General features: G+C 43.5%; 13 protein-coding genes. 10 read left to right on the plus strand and 3 right to left on the minus strand.

The window, feature by feature from the left end; genetic code table 11:
* Window positions 1–3: 3 nt before the first annotated feature.
* The 10 genes from QR40_RS08575 (at window position 4) to QR40_RS08610 (ending at window position 9388) form a co-directional block, all read left to right on the plus strand.
* Complete coding sequence (locus QR40_RS08575; RefSeq protein ID WP_027295587.1) at window positions 4–1506, plus strand: sugar ABC transporter ATP-binding protein; 1503 nt, start codon at window positions 4–6, stop codon at window positions 1504–1506.
* Between the two features lie 34 nt (window positions 1507–1540).
* Window positions 1541–1711: a DUF6783 domain-containing protein gene (locus QR40_RS33065; protein ID WP_334291681.1), complete on the plus strand. Its 171-nt coding sequence runs from the start codon at window positions 1541–1543 to the stop codon at window positions 1709–1711.
* A complete protein-coding gene (locus tag QR40_RS08580; protein WP_027295588.1) occupies window positions 1708–2652 on the plus strand; it encodes an ABC transporter permease in 945 nt (314 codons plus the stop codon). Before QR40_RS33065 ends, QR40_RS08580 begins: the two co-directional genes overlap by 4 nt.
* A 43-nt stretch (window positions 2653–2695) precedes the next feature.
* A complete protein-coding gene (locus tag QR40_RS08585) occupies window positions 2696–3787 on the plus strand; it encodes a substrate-binding domain-containing protein (protein ID WP_052377930.1) in 1092 nt (363 codons plus the stop codon).
* 65 nt (window positions 3788–3852) lie between these two features.
* Window positions 3853–4281: an RbsD/FucU family protein gene (locus QR40_RS08590; protein ID WP_027295589.1), complete on the plus strand. Its 429-nt coding sequence runs from the start codon at window positions 3853–3855 to the stop codon at window positions 4279–4281.
* Window positions 4282–4311: 30 nt separating this feature from the next.
* Window positions 4312–4434, plus strand: a complete 123-nt coding sequence (locus QR40_RS31285; protein WP_152614183.1) for an aldose epimerase family protein — start codon at window positions 4312–4314, stop codon at window positions 4432–4434.
* Between the two features lie 51 nt (window positions 4435–4485).
* Window positions 4486–5721, plus strand: coding sequence for a hypothetical protein (locus QR40_RS08595; protein ID WP_044294346.1), 1236 nt, complete (start codon window positions 4486–4488; stop codon window positions 5719–5721).
* A 106-nt stretch (window positions 5722–5827) separates the two neighbouring features.
* The gene (locus QR40_RS08600) at window positions 5828–7342 is read left to right on the plus strand and encodes an FGGY-family carbohydrate kinase (protein WP_044294349.1); all 1515 of its coding nucleotides are present in this window, start codon (window positions 5828–5830) and stop codon (window positions 7340–7342) included.
* Window positions 7343–7360: 18 nt separating this feature from the next.
* Window positions 7361–8206 (plus strand): L-ribulose-5-phosphate 3-epimerase, encoded by an 846-nt coding sequence (locus QR40_RS08605; protein WP_044294351.1) that lies wholly within the window; start codon window positions 7361–7363, stop codon window positions 8204–8206.
* 210 nt (window positions 8207–8416) lie between these two features.
* A complete protein-coding gene (locus tag QR40_RS08610; RefSeq protein WP_044294454.1) occupies window positions 8417–9388 on the plus strand; it encodes a Gfo/Idh/MocA family protein in 972 nt (323 codons plus the stop codon).
* A gap of 132 nt (window positions 9389–9520) precedes the next feature.
* On the opposite strand, the gene QR40_RS08615 is transcribed toward QR40_RS08610, so the two are convergent.
* The 3 genes from QR40_RS08615 to QR40_RS08625 all read right to left on the minus strand — a co-directional run bounded on the left by QR40_RS08615 (window position 9521) and on the right by QR40_RS08625 (window position 14666).
* Entirely contained in the window at window positions 9521–11221 is a 1701-nt protein-coding gene (locus QR40_RS08615; protein WP_044294352.1) for a putative ABC transporter permease subunit, read from the minus strand.
* Window positions 11214–11942: an ABC transporter ATP-binding protein gene (locus QR40_RS08620; protein ID WP_027295597.1), complete on the minus strand. Its 729-nt coding sequence runs from the start codon at window positions 11940–11942 to the stop codon at window positions 11214–11216. The genes QR40_RS08615 and QR40_RS08620 overlap by 8 nt, the downstream gene beginning before the upstream one ends.
* A gap of 105 nt (window positions 11943–12047) precedes the next feature.
* A complete protein-coding gene (locus tag QR40_RS08625) occupies window positions 12048–14666 on the minus strand; it encodes a cation-translocating P-type ATPase (protein WP_044294355.1) in 2619 nt (872 codons plus the stop codon).
* Window positions 14667–14987: the final 321 nt, after the last annotated feature.

Raw genomic sequence — 14987 nt, forward strand, 5'->3', positions numbered from 1 at the left:
ATTTTGCAAAGTGAAAAATATATCCTGGAGGCAAAAGGTATCAGTAAATCATTTGCAGGCGTAAATGTACTGAATAACGTAGAGCTATGTATCGCACCCGGTGAACTCCATGCATTAATGGGTGAAAACGGAGCGGGAAAGTCAACGCTTATGAAAATTATCATGGGAATATATACCAGAGATAGCGGCGAGATCATCTTTCAGGGGCAGCGGGTTGATTTTAAAGATGCGCGTGATGCCCTGGATATGGGGATTTCCATGATTCATCAGGAACTGAGTCCGATACAGGAAATGACAGTTGCCGAAAACGTCTTTTTAGGAAGAGAAAATAAAAAAATAAAAGGACTTCCTTTTGTTGATGTTAAAGAGCTCAATAAAAAAACGGAAAAAATATTAGAGGAATATGGTTTACAGGAGCTGATAAAACCAAATATGAAAATGAAACATCTGAACATTGCCCAGGTTCAGATGATGGAAATCATAAAAGCAGTTTCCTATGATTCAAAAGTAATTATTATGGATGAGCCAACATCATCATTATCTGAGACAGAAACGGAAATATTGTTTAAGATAATTGATAATTTAAAAGCAAAAAATGTAGGGATTGTATATATATCACACAGAATGGATGAAGTGTTTCAGCTGGCAGACCGGGTGTCGGTTCTTCGTGACGGAAGCTTTATCGGCTGCGTGAGGATATCCGAGGCATCGCCGGAAGAACTCATCAACATGATGGTAGGACGGGAGCTGGAAGGTGGTTATCCGGTTAACGATTCGCCAAAAGGAGAAGTTGTCCTGGAATTGAAGAACTTTACCCGAAAAGGAGTATTTCAGGATATTAATATTGAGGTTCGCGCGGGGGAGATCCTGGGGCTGGCAGGTCTGGTAGGCGCCGGACGAAGCGAAGTAATGCGTGCCCTGGTAGGATACGACAGGCTGGACAGCGGCGAAATAATTATGGAGGGAAAGCCCATAACCATCAACCACCCAAAGGATGCAAACAGGTACCATATCATTATGGCATCTGAAGACAGAAAGGATCTGGGTTTGGTATTATGCCGCGATATTAAGGAGAACATAACCCTTCAAAATGCAGATAAATACAGCCGGTTAAGCTTTATCAACAAGGCAAAAGAGAGAAAAATATGCGATGAAATGGCACGGAAAATGACTACAAAAATGAACGGCATTAATGACCTGGTGAGCAGCCTGTCCGGAGGAAACCAGCAGAAGGTAGTTTTAGCAAAATGCCTTCTGGCCGGACCTAAAGTATTAATTATGGATGAGCCCACGAGAGGAATCGATGTAGGAGCGAAAGCTGCTATCTACCGTATGATGGTAGATCTTGCAAAAGGGGGCATGGCTATTATCATGATCTCATCTGAAATGCCGGAGCTGATTGGAATGAGTAACCGTATCATCGTAATGTCCAGAGGCAAGATTACGGGAGAACTTCAGGGAGATGAAACGAAATCACAGCAGACAATTTTAAAATTAGCATTATAGCCTATAGCATTTTCAAAGACTCTGTAGAGCTTCTTTGAAAATTCATTCCCGCCATCTGCACATCCCGCTTTGCGGCATATTTGCCCAGAATTCAGGTTACGTGGCCCGCTACGTGCCCTTCATCCGGGACAAATCTCCCGCAAAGTGTAACGCACAGCTGCCAGAAAGCAATTTTAGAACACGCTCTAGGAGGAGAACAAAATGAATAATAAGAAGAATTTGGGAAAGGTACTTCGGGAATTTGGACTGGTATTCGTAATCATATTCATAGTGGTACTTATGACAATTGTTAAACCGGTATTTTTATCCAGCGGAAATATTTTAAATATTCTTCGGCAGGTATCCATCAACGGTATTCTGGCAGTGGGAATGACTTTCATTATCCTGACAGGAGGAATTGACCTTTCGGTAGGATCGCTTGTTGCAGTTACCAGTGTCATCAGCGGTTCGCTGCTTATGAATGATGGAAATGTATTTCTGGCATGTGTGGCTGGTGTTTTGGCAGCAGTTGCATTCGGCATATTAAATGGCTACCTGGTAGCGTATATTGGTTTTCAGCCATTTATTGCAACCTTAGCCAGTACAACAATCGGTCGGGGATTTGCAATGGTCTATTCCAATGGAAAGCCATATACCATTACCAATGAATCCTTCCTGGCAATCGGGCAGGGAAATGTACTTGGAGTCCCAACACCGATTATCATTCTGGTGATCGTTTGTATCATTGGTCTGGTTGTTTTGAAATGTACCACCTTCGGAAGATATGTATTTGCAATCGGCGGCAATAAGAATGCCGCGAAACTCTCAGGTGTGAAGACGCGTAAAGTGGAAATGATGGTTTACATATTATCCGGTGTCTGCTGCGGTATCGTTGGTTTGATATTATCGGCCCGCATTAGTTCCGGTCAGCCAACGGCAGCAGAGGGATTTGAACTGGATGCCATTGCGGCAACGGCAATTGGCGGTACCAGTATGAGCGGCGGCATCGGCGGCCTGCGCGGAACAATATTCGGCTTTATCATTATTGGATTAATCAGTAACTCACTAAACCTTGTAAATGTCAACTCGTTTTGGCAGCAGATTGTAAAAGGCTTCATTATATTGCTGGCTGTATTAATGGACATGAAGACAAAGAGCAGGGAATAACAACTAAGATACCTATTTATTAAAAAATAAGGAGGATAAAGGTATGAAGAAGAAAATGATCAGTGGTTTACTCGCAGTGGCAATGGTGGCTTCAGTTCTCGCAGGATGCGGACAGGGCAGCAGCAAGACAACAGAGGCAGCAAAGACAACAGAGGCAGCAAAGACAACGGATGCGGCTGAGACAACAGAACCGGCAAATGCAGAGACATCAGCCGGGACAAAAGCTGCCGATGCAGGCACAGAAGCAGTAGAGAAAGCCACACAGGCGGCCGCAGCCGCTTCAGCAGATAACGGGGATTTCACCATTGGCGTAATTATGAAGGACAATTCAGACACATTTGTTAAGAGAATTGCAGATGCAATTGAGGCAAGGGGAAAAGAGCTGGGTGTAAAATTGCTGATGAATGATGCGGAAGGCGATGTTAACAAGCAGATAGAAATTACAGAGAATCTGATCACACAGCAGGTGGATGCAATTATTTTAAATGCTCAGGATATGGATGGAAGCAGCCCCTGTATTACAAAAGCCAATGAAGCAAACATTCCCATTGTAAACTGTAACTGTGATACGGTAAATAAGGATTACCAGTCCTTTGTAGGATGTGAAGACAAAGAATCCGGTTTGATTGAAGCGAACTATGTATTAGAAAACCTGCCGGAAGGATCCAAAATCTGTGTTATCCAGGGACCGATGGGACAGGCAGGCCAGGTAGGACGCTGGGCAGGTTATGAAGAAGCCGGTTTATTTGATAAATATGAACTGCTGGCTGAGCAGACTGCAAACTGGAAGAGAGAAGAGGCTCTGGCACTGGCAGAAGACTGGATTACTACCTATGGAGACGAATTAAAAGGAATTATCTGCGAAAATGATGATATGGCTCTTGGTGCATTATCTGCATGTAAAGCAGCAGGCAGAACAGATATTATGATCACAGGTGTTGACGCCATTTCTGATGCCCTGACGGCAGTGAAAAATGGTGAAATGGCATGTACGGTTTTCCAGGATGCGGAAGGTCAGGGAGCCACAGCTGTTGATACAGCTCTGGCACTGGCAAAAGGAGAAAAGGTGGAATATGATATCAGAATTCCATTCCAGTTAGTTACCAAAGATAATGTAGACGAATTTATGAATTAATAAAAAGCGGCAGCCTCCGTCAGCATTTACCCTGCCGGAGGCGCCGGTAGAAATGAGGGTGCAGTATGCTTAAGAATATACCAAAGATTATTTCCCCGGAGTTAATGAAAGTAATGATGGAAATGGGACATAGTGATGTACTGATTATAGCCGATGCTAATTATCCGGCAGCGGCACATGCAAAACGGCTGATACGGCTGGAAGGAGTGGAGGTTCCGGAACTGTTGGAAGCAATTTTACCATTTTTTCCACTGGATAATTTTATCAAACATCCGGTCAGGCTCATGCGCAATCTGCCAACTGAGCCCACACCTGAAATATGGGATGTCTATAAACGTATATTAAAAAAACATGATACTGACCGGGCATTTCAAGAATTTGATTTTGCAGACCGCCTTCCCTTTTATGAGGAATCCGAGAAGGCATATCTGGTTGTACAGACCGGAACAACAGCACGTTACGCAAATATTGTATTGCAGAAAGGGGTGTGCTAGAGCGTGTTCTCCCACAAACTGGATCATTTTGTGCAATGGAAAATGATGGGTCCCGGAGATTACGTCATGGGACTGGAGCCTGCAAATGCAACCATTGATGGCATTGCAGATGCAATAGAAAATGGTTCGGCCGTGAGGCATTTGAAAATATAAAAAACGGAAAATTACAGAAAAAGTAGATAGAAGCCAGAAAGGAAGAAAAATATGGCAAACCAATCATTAATAGAAAAAGTATTTGAAGAAGGAGGCGGGATTTTCCGCCTAAATCCTACCTTTGTACCAAGAAGATTTGGAAAGGCAGGACACCGATTAAAATTACACCCTGATGATTATTATGCACTGGGAATTGAGAGAGGGTCTATTAAGGAAAGATGGTTTTCCTCCACAATTCCAGCTAATAACGGACCGCTGGCAGCACCGGACGAGGGAATGAGTTATGTAGCCGTATCTTATGAAACAGATGAAAAATTTACATTAAAGGAAGCTATTGATACAATGGGTGAGAAAATTGTGGGAAAAGAACTCATGAAAAAGTATGGGGGATGGCCCATGTATTCAAAATTCTTTGATTTCGAAAATCCTTTGTTCCATCATGTCCACCTTACCTTTGAGGATGCGGCGAGAGTCGGTAAGCTTGGCAAGCCGGAGTGCTACTATTTCCCCAGGCAGTTAAATAATTACCAGGGAGAATGTGGTGCCACTTACTTTGGTTTTGATCCGGATACAGATCCGGAAGAGGTAAAGAGAAGACTGCGTAATTATAATGAAGATGATACCAGAATTACTGAATTATCCAGGGCTTACCGGGTTCAGCTTGGGACGGGCTGGTATACTCCGGCCGGTGTCATTCATGCTCCGGCATCATATCTTACTTATGAACCACAGTGGAATTCCGATGTAAATTCCGTACAGGAAAATGTAGTTTCCGGAGAAATATATCCTAGAGATATGCTGGTTGAGGAATGTCCGGATGACAAGAAGGATGACATAGATTATATTTTTGGCTTGCTGGACTGGGAAAAGAATACGGATCCCCATTACAAACAGACCTATTTCAGGCCGCCTGTTACAGCGAGTGAGACAGAACAGTACATTGAAAAATGGGTGACTTACGCAAATGATTATGTTGCGGCAAAAGAATTAACCATTTATCCAGGGCAGACAGTAACGATAAAAGATGGAGCGGCTTATGGATGTATCTTTATCCAGGGACATGGGAAAATGGGTGTTTACGATGCAGAAGCGGTGACCCTGCTGCGTTTTGGTCAGCAAAGTTCAGATGAGTTCTTCGTTTCTGAAGGTACTGCAAAAGAGGGTGTTGTAATCACGAATGAGAGTAAGGTAGAGCCATTGGTATTACTAAAACATTTTGGTCCAAACCATCCGGATGTGCCAAAAGAAGTACCGGCATCCTGCGTTAGCAGCCAAATGTGCAAATAGTTATTGCCATTTGATCCGCTGCCTGGAAAATCAAGTAATTACGTCCCCGAATGCAGGAATCAAGCTTGTATTCGGGGATTTTTATATGGAAAGGAGAAGATAGCAGATGAAATATTTGATGGGGATTGACAATGGAAGTACTTTTTCAAAAGCAGCAATCTTTGACCAGGAGGGAAGACAGATCTCTGTAGCCAGCGTCCCTTCCGTGACCATTACACCAAAGCCCGGTTATACGGAAAGAGATATGGAAGAACTTTGGGAAATCAATGCAGCAGCAATTCGTGCGGCAATTTCTGACAGCAAAATAAATCCCGATGATATAGCCGGTATATCTTTTTCCGGACATGGAAAAGGGTTGTATATGGTGGGGTATGATGACAAGCCATCCTATAACGGTATCCTGTCTACCGATGCCAGGGCATGGGAGTATGTAGAAAAATGGAATCGCGACGGCACCAGAGAAAAGGTATTCGAGAAATCTTATCAGGAGATACTGGCATGTCAGCCGGTGAGTATTCTGGCATGGTTGAAGGATCACCATTCTGATGTGATTGCAAATACAAAGTTTATTTTCGCAGTAAAAGATTATATCAGATATCGTCTGACCGGAGAAGCATTTGCAGAGTTATCCGATTTTACGGGAGCCAATCTGGTAAATTTAAACACCGGACAGTATGACAGAGAGCATCTGAAACTCTTTGGATTAGAGGAAATATATGAAAAGCTGCCTCCTCTTCGGGGGTCTGCGGATATCTGCGGTTACATAACGGACCAGGCTAGTAAAAAAACCACTCTGCCACAGGGGATTCCGGTTGCGGCGGGTATGTTTGATGTAGATGCCTGCGGGATCGCTTCCGGTTTGTCAGATGAAGAGCAGATGTGCATGATAGCAGGAACCTGGAGTATCAATGAATTCATTGGAAAAGCTCCGGTAACCAACAAAACAGTTGCTCTGAACTCCATGTTCTGCATACCGGGTTATTTTCTGATAGAAGAAAGCAGCCCGACATCTGCCGGAAACATGGAATGGTTCATCCGAAATCTTCTGAACTTTGAAAAAGAGTCGGCAAAAGAAGACGGGAAGTCCATCTATGATATTACTAATAAATGGGTGGAAGAAATAAAGCCGGAGGAGTCCAACGTGATCTTTCTGCCATTTTTAAACGGCTCCAATGAAGATGCACTGGCAAAGGGAACCTTTGTGGGCCTTACCGGATACCACAACAAGAAACATATGCTGCGGGCAGTGTACGAAGGAATTGTATTTTCACATCTGACCCATGTTAAAAAATTACTGCAAAACCGTTCCGTGCCATCCAGCATCCGGCTTTCCGGGGGTGCAGCTAATTCTGATGTATGGGTGCAGATTTTTGCCGATGCACTGCAGATCCCGGTTGATGTTATTGAAGACAAAGAACTGGGGGCACAGGGAGCGGCAATGGCAGCTGGAATAGCAGCAGGAATCTACACTGATTATCAGGATGCCATCCGACGAACGGTCACTATCACTAAAACGGTGATGCCCCGTTTGGAATACAAAGAGATATATGAAGAAAAGTATACGGCTTATCGTGCGGTAATCAATGGGCTGAGCGGGACCTGGAAACATTTTAAGAATTGAAAAAAGAAAGGATAAAAAATGAAAGCATATACCCTTGGTTTATACGAAAAAGCAATGCCGCCTGAACTTACCTGGGAAGAAAAGCTTCAGGTTGCAAAATCTGCCGGTTTTGATTTTGTGGAAATCAGCATAGATGAAACGGAAGAAAAGCTGGCAAGGCTTGACTGGTCAAAAAAAGAAAGGCTGGAACTGATCGATACCATGTTTGCAGCGGGCATTCCCATAAGAAGTATGTGCCTGAGTGGGCACCGCAAATATCCCCTTGGAAGCAATAATCCGGAAATTGCAGGCAGAGGAATGGAAATAATGGAGAAAGCAATTTGCCTTGCGGATGACCTGGGAATTCGGATTATCCAATTGGCAGGCTATGACGTATACTATGAACAATCCACCCCGGAAACAGTCCGGCGGTTTGAAAAAAACCTGAAAAAAGCGGTAATGATGGCGGCAAGTCTGGGTATTACATTAGGATTTGAAACCATGGAAACGGAGTTTATGAACACCGTGGAAAAGGCAATGAACTATGTCAAAAATATAAATTCTACCTATCTGACGGTATATCCGGACAGCGGTAATATTAAAAATGCATCGGTCAGCTATGACACCAATGTTCAAAAAGATTTACGAACAGGTGCCGGGCATATTACATCTGTTCACTTAAAAGAGACAGTGCCCGGAAAGTTTCGGGAGATTCCTTTTGGAACAGGGCATGTAAATTTCGAAGAAATGATTGCTGCCGCCTGGGAAATCGGTGTGCGTAAATTTGTAACGGAATTCTGGTATACAGGGAGCGGGAAGTGGAAAGACGATCTGAAGGATGCCCGTAACAGAATGGGCAAAATATTAGATAAGATGGAGGCATGAGAGTTCTGACTGCACCCCAGGTAACCCAGGATAAACATTTCATGCGTAAACATTTCATGCATAAACATTTCATGCATAAACATGGAACAAATGCCTACTATGGGCAAAAATAACAGGAAAGGGAATAAAATGGAGAAAAGAATACAGGAAAATCATACTGCTGATTCAGGAAATTCCGCAAGCAGGCTAGCGGCAGGCAAGGGTTCAAGAATGAGGATGGCAATTCTGGGAGCAGGCCAGATTGCACATAAAATGGCTGCGACTATAACAAAAATGGAAATGGTAGAGGCATACGCAATCGCAGCAAGAGATGCCAAACGGGCACAGTCTTTTGCAGAACAATACGGCTTTACGAAAGCATATGGCTCTTATGAAGAAATGCTTTCTGATAAAGAAGTTGATCTGGTATATATAGCAACCCCGCATTCTCATCATTATGAGCATATCAGACTGTGCCTGGCACATCAGAAACATGTTCTATGCGAAAAATCATTTACGGTAAATGCCAGGCAGGCGAGGGAAGTACTGCAAATGGCAGAAGAAAAAGGACTCCTTCTGACAGAAGCAATCTGGACAAGATATATGCCGTCCCGGAAAATGGTAAATGATATTATAGACAGCGGAGTCATAGGTAAGGCAGTATCACTGACAGGCAATCTGGGCTACGCTCTGGAAAGTGTAACCAGGATGGTAGAACCGTCCCTGGCTGGCGGGGCATTGCTGGATGTGGGAGTCTATATGGTAAACTTCGCAATGATGGTCTTCGGAAATAAAATCAGCAAAGTAACTTCCAGTGCAGTGATGTCTGAAAAAGGAGTAGATTATTCGGACAGCATCACCATGATATTTGAGGGCGGGGAAATAGCTGTGATGCACAGCAGTATGCTTGGCGCACTGAATCGCAGGGCAAGCATCTTTGGTGATAAAGGCTACATAGAGATCACAAATGTAAATAACATAGAGCACATCAGAGTCTTCGACGAAAATTACAGAGAATTAGCAGATTACACGCCTCCGGAACAGATCACCGGATATGAATATGAGGTAGAAGCCTGCCGCAGGGCGATACAGGAAGGGAGAACCCAGTGCAGTGAGATGCCTCATGAAGAAACTATCCGGGTGCTGGAGATTATGGATGATATGCGGAGGTCCTGGGGGTATCAGATTCCTGGGGAGAATTAATAAGGTTTAAAGTTATAGTTTTGCGGTGTCACGGTGTACTATTGTAGTGCACCGTGATAAGAAACCACGCTGTTTTACACCATGGCCCAGCATCTCGGAAACTAAAAGCAATCTCACATCTGCAATACCTACTTAATCTAATTCATCAATTCTCTTAGCACCATAAGAATAAACCCCATTTCTAATTACAAATAGCAAAATCCCCAGAACAATACAAAAGAACAACGCGATTAATATAGAAGGAAGTCCCAGAATAATATAAAGGGCAAATGCTCCGCCTGCCATTGCGAATCCCACGATCCACACTGCAAACAGCAGAATCGTTGCAGTGAAATTCTGTTTCACGGCAGCCTGTTCGCTTTCCCAGATGAGTTTCGGGTTTGTAAGGTCAGCCCACAGTGCGGCATAGTTAATCATAAGCAGTGTAAGCACCGTAATGACCGGACATAAAATAATCACAAGGAAATTTGCATTCAGCAAAACCAAGCCCAGAACCGTACAGATGATTGTGTAAGGCAGTGTCGCTGCAAGGCAGATCAAAAAACCATTCAAAATCTTAGCCCGAAGCTGATCCCGGATAGACATAGGAATATATTTCATAAAGATGTATCCCTGTCCTTCTCTGGAAATGCAGGTACTGGTTACCATACAGGAACCGCCGATAAAAATCGGGAGTACAAAGGAAAGAAGCAATAAAACTGCGGTAACGGTATTCCCGGCTGTGGAAGCCAGCTGAGTCAGTATTGGTAACAGGCTTACCTTGGAGCCAGCTAAGGAAATAATGATCGGTATGCCTATTAAAAGAGGGAAAATTAACGGTGTCATCAGGCAGTTCATGAAATATACCGGTGTGCGGAAGAGCAGTTTGAACTCTTTAATGGCATAGGCTTTTACCGGACTTTTACTGCGGCTATAGGATTCTTTCTCCGTCTGCGACATTTTTTTGCGCTTTGATGTTACTTCCTGCATCCCCATAACTCCGCCAAAGTAAATTCTGTCAGCAATAAATAAAAAGATAACCAGAAATACTCCCGCCAGTAAAATAAATAATAGCATGGATACAATACTGGAATGAACTAAAGCATCCCCTGCAAATGTTAAATTAGGAAATATTATATTCAATTTGTCAAGCAGATTTTTGTTAGCAATCACCAGATTTGCCATTTGAGCTGCATCCGGCGTACGGTTTACCATCATGCTGGCACCGCAGATAATAAAAATCATTAAAAAGGAGCATACGGTGCTGATCATCTCTTTGTTCTTAATATTTTTAAATACCCGCATCATCAAAATTGCAATCAGTGACGCATAAATCAATGGAATAACCGGAAGCACCAGAACAACCAGGATCATAAAGAGCCAGAATAGAACGCCCCCCTGTGCTTCAAAACCATACCCAATAAATGGAGGCAGGATAAACAGGGCGATGATCAGGTATTCATAAATTAAAACTGCGGTAAATTTTGCACCAATAATCTGCCAGGGCTTCAATGGCAGGGGCAGCAGCGTTTCCAGGTCAGAAGACAGGAAGAACACGGATACCACATAAGGCAGTGCAAATACCAATACAGTAAAGGAAGCTGCATAGCAGAGCAGTTGAACCGGAGTTTCCGGCATATTTAATTGTGCAAAAGTATGATAAAAGGTTCGTCCAAAAGCGAATAAAGAACCGGCAAGGGGCAGTAAGCAAACTGCAAGTACTACCAATAGCAGGAGCTGACTGTTGCCTCCTGCAGACCGTTTCTTCTTTTGGCTACTGCCATTTTTGGTGACAGGCGTCATTCCCAGGCCGCTTTTTAAAAGAATCTTTGTAAGTATAAAAAATTTATGCATTCCTTGTTATCTCCAGGAAGATATTTTCCAGTGAATCTTCGCCAGGATGGATTGTTTTTAACTCGTCAAGCGTTCCCAGGAATAACAGCTTGCCTTTGTTAATGATCGCCACCTGATCACATAGTTTTTCAGCTACTTCCAGTACGTGTGTGGAAAAAAGGACTGATTTTCCGGTAGATGCATGTTCCCGCATCATTTCTTTCAGTACGTATGCGGAATTTGGATCCAAACCGGTAAGGGGTTCATCCAGAATCCATATTGAAGGATTGTGGATCAAGGCGCCCATTACCATAATCTTTTGCCGCATTCCGTGGGAGTATCCCATAATCCGGCTGTTCAGCGCCTCTTCCATGTCAAAGCGTTTGGCAAAGCTATCTATGAGGGACGATCTCGTCTGCGAGGGTACCTCGTAGATATCTGCCATAAAGTTCAAATACTCAATTCCTTTCAGTCTGAGAAAATTGTCAGGGGAATCAGAAACAAATCCAAACTGTTTTTTTGCCTCTGTAGGATTACGGGATATATCCAGTCCGTTCAGAGTGATGCTGCCGTCATCAGGCCTGGTGATACCGGTAATCATTTTCAAAGTTGTAGTCTTACCGGCACCATTTGGTCCGATAAATCCGGTAATTTTGCCATCTTCAATGTTCCAGTTCAAGGAATCGACAGCTTTCTTCCCACTGTTACCGTAAGTCTTGGAAACATTTGTCAGATTAATCATAGCTTTCTCCTTCTTGTTCTTTGAAATTTTAGAGTTTATCTATAAAGTTTTCTATATTTTACTCCTATAAAGTCAAATAAACAAGTAAAATTTTGGAAAAGCAGATTACCTGCTCCGTTTTCTCACATGTGTTCGTACGTATTTCATAAGCTGCACTACAGGAAGGTTAATCAGAGCCAGATCGTACACCGTCAGTATCTGGGAAAGTTCCAGAGGAGCGACTTTAAAAACGCTGTGCAGTTCCGGTATGAAAAGTACGGCATTAATCAGGGCAACACCGATAACAAATGCTGCGATTAAGTAAATGTTATTAAAGAATTTTTTAGTTAAAAGCACCGGTCTTTCAGATTTACAGTTAAATCCATGAACCAGTCGGGCCAGGCAGAGGGTGGCAAATGCCATTGTGCTTCCTACTTCAGCTCCGGAGGCGTGATATCCCAGAACAAAGGCAATCATGGTGGTAACTCCGATAGAAAGTCCTTCCACGCCGATTCCCAACAGAAAACCTCTTGTTAATATGGATTCATTCCGTGGGCGGGGACGCTGCTTCATAACTTCTGTACTGTGAGGTTCCAGACCTAGTGCAATAGCCGGAAGGCTGTCGGTCAGAAGATTGATGAAGAGTAGGTGCACGGGTGCAAAGGGAACCGGCAGGCATCGCAGAGATGCATACAGTACTGCCAGAATTGCCCCAAAGTTACCCGATAACAGGAACTTAATCGAGTTTTTAATATGTGAGTAGACATTTCTGCCGTTTTCAATGGCTTTTACAATTGTGGCGAAATTATCATCGGTCAGAACCATAGATGCAGCATCTTTGGCAACCTCGCTTCCGGTGATGCCCATTGCAACCCCGATATCAGCCTGTTTCAGGGCGGGCGCGTCATTGACACCATCACCGGTCATGGCGACAATATGATCTTTATTCTGCCATGCTTTTACGATACGGATTTTATGTTCAGGAGAAACCCGTGCATATACCCTGACCTTCTCTACATATTTTTCAAGCTCTTCATCAGAGAGATTCTCGATATCAGAGCCCTCGCATGCCTGAGACATATCGGTTAAGATGCCAATTCTTCTGGCTATGGCGGAAGCCGTAATTTTATGGTCTCCGGTTATCATAACAGGGGTAATTCCAGCTTCAATACACCGGGCAACTGCTTCGGTCGATTCTTTACGCGGAGGGTCCATCATAGCCACAAGACCTAGGAAGGTAAGATTATTTTCGTCAGCCATTTTAAGGGGCATAGGGCGTTCTACCGTTTTATAGGCAAATGCCAGTACCCGCAGTCCGTTTTTGGAGTAATATTCATTCATCTGTTTCAGCTTTGCCGTATCCCGCACGGTAATATTACGGATCTGTCCGTCTTTTTCAATATAAGAAAGGCGTTTTACCAGTACGTCCACGGCACCTTTGGTAATCATAACCATATGGCGGTCTATAGAATGAAGAGTGGACATCAGTTTTCGGTTACTGTCAAAAGGAAGTTCACTGACTCTGGGGCTGCGCTTTCGTATGGATGCAGTAGGGAAAGAAAAAGATTCTCCCGCATGTATCAACGCAGTTTCCGTAGGATCTCCAATTTCTTTCCCATCGGTACCGGACGCATCATTACACAAAACACTGTAAGTCATAAGTTTATTCTGAGCAGAATTATTCAGATCCAGGCTGGATATTGCAATATCCTTGCCGTTTGTATAATAATGTTCTACCGTCATTTTATTTTGTGTCAGAGTACCTGTTTTATCGGAACATATGACAGAAACGCTTCCAAGTCCTTCCACTGCCTGGAGTTTTCGGATGATTGCATTTTCCGCAGCCATTTTCTGGGTGCCGTAGGACAGGACGATTGTGACGATAGAACTAAGTGCTTCGGGTATTGCGGCTACTGCCAGGGCAATCGCAAAGAGAAAAGAATCTCCGATATCGGCACCATGCCAGATATCCAGACAAAAAACCAGGGTGCAGATAGCCATAATCAGAGCAGACAGTTTTTGTCCGAAATTATCCAGGTTCACCTGGAGGGGTGTCTTTTTTTCGGAAGTAGATTTTAGGAGGCTTGCAATCTTGCCAACCTGGGTATCCATTCCGATAGCTGTTACAAGAAAACTGCCTCTGCCGTATGTGACAAAGCTTCCTGAAAATACCATATTAGTCTGATCCCCGATAGCAAGTTCGCCAGCCAGAGGATGGTCGGTTTTTTCTACGCTGACACTCTCGCCGGTAAGGGCACTTTCATTAATCTTGAGACTGGCATTTTCCATAATGCGCCCGTCAGCAGGAATGCTGTCTCCCGCTTCTAAAAGAACCAGATCACCGATAGTAACCTCTTTGGAAGGAATTTCTACGATGGTGCCGTCTCTTTTTACCTTAGCGAGAGGGGCAGATAAGGTTTTCAGGCTTGCAAGGGAGTGCTCGGCTTTAATTGTCTGGGCTGTTCCCAGGATGGCATTGACTGTAATAACGACTAAAATTACCACCGTGCTTTCAATATCCCCCATAACACCTGAGATTACGGCAGAAACAATCAGGATAACCACCAGGAAATCCATAAACTGTTCCAGGAATATCTGCAGCAGATTTTTCTTTTTACCTTCAATTAATATATTCTTACCGTATTTTTCCTGATTTGCCTTTGCCTTTCGGGTAGTCAGAAACGGGTCAGAGCCGTTTATCTGTTGTCTGACTTCTTCTTTTGAAAGATTGTAATACATTTGCATGAATGCGCCTCCTTGAGATGATTTCCGATAGAGCGGATAACGGATATGCGAAATAACGACATATGACCCCATGCAGTATCGGGGATCAGACTGCGATACTGCTTTGCCTTTATCATTATAGATATGTAGTCTATGGGGACAAATATGTATGGAGAATGAGAAATCTAATTTGGGTTTTGCTGATAAAGATGCTTTGATATCTCAATCTATAAAGCGCAGTAATCAACAAAACCCCAAGTTTCTCCCCGCAACATCCTCTTTTACTTGCAACCAACCCCAGATACTGCTAAAATAACAGAATAAAATAACAGCATATAGCAA

Source organism: Robinsoniella peoriensis, assembly GCF_000797495.1.
Lineage (GTDB): Bacteria > Bacillota > Clostridia > Lachnospirales > Lachnospiraceae > Robinsoniella > Robinsoniella peoriensis.

Bases quoted from the DNA above. Each gene is read 5' to 3' on its own strand.
- QR40_RS08585 (WP_052377930.1), top strand. From the start codon at position 2,696: ATGAAGAAGAAAATGATCAGTGGTTTACTCGCAGTGGCAATGGTGGCT.
- QR40_RS08600 (WP_044294349.1), top strand. From the start codon at position 5,828: ATGAAATATTTGATGGGGATTGACAATGGAAGTACTTTTTCAAAAGCA.
- QR40_RS08615 (WP_044294352.1), bottom strand. From the start codon at position 11,221: ATGCATAAATTTTTTATACTTACAAAGATTCTTTTAAAAAGCGGCCTG.
- QR40_RS08625 (WP_044294355.1), bottom strand. From the start codon at position 14,666: ATGCAAATGTATTACAATCTTTCAAAAGAAGAAGTCAGACAACAGATA.
- QR40_RS08605 (WP_044294351.1), top strand. From the start codon at position 7,361: ATGAAAGCATATACCCTTGGTTTATACGAAAAAGCAATGCCGCCTGAA.
- QR40_RS08620 (WP_027295597.1), bottom strand. From the start codon at position 11,942: ATGATTAATCTGACAAATGTTTCCAAGACTTACGGTAACAGTGGGAAG.
- QR40_RS08590 (WP_027295589.1), top strand. From the start codon at position 3,853: ATGCTTAAGAATATACCAAAGATTATTTCCCCGGAGTTAATGAAAGTA.
- QR40_RS08580 (WP_027295588.1), top strand. From the start codon at position 1,708: ATGAATAATAAGAAGAATTTGGGAAAGGTACTTCGGGAATTTGGACTG.
- QR40_RS08595 (WP_044294346.1), top strand. From the start codon at position 4,486: ATGGCAAACCAATCATTAATAGAAAAAGTATTTGAAGAAGGAGGCGGG.
- QR40_RS08610 (WP_044294454.1), top strand. From the start codon at position 8,417: ATGAGGATGGCAATTCTGGGAGCAGGCCAGATTGCACATAAAATGGCT.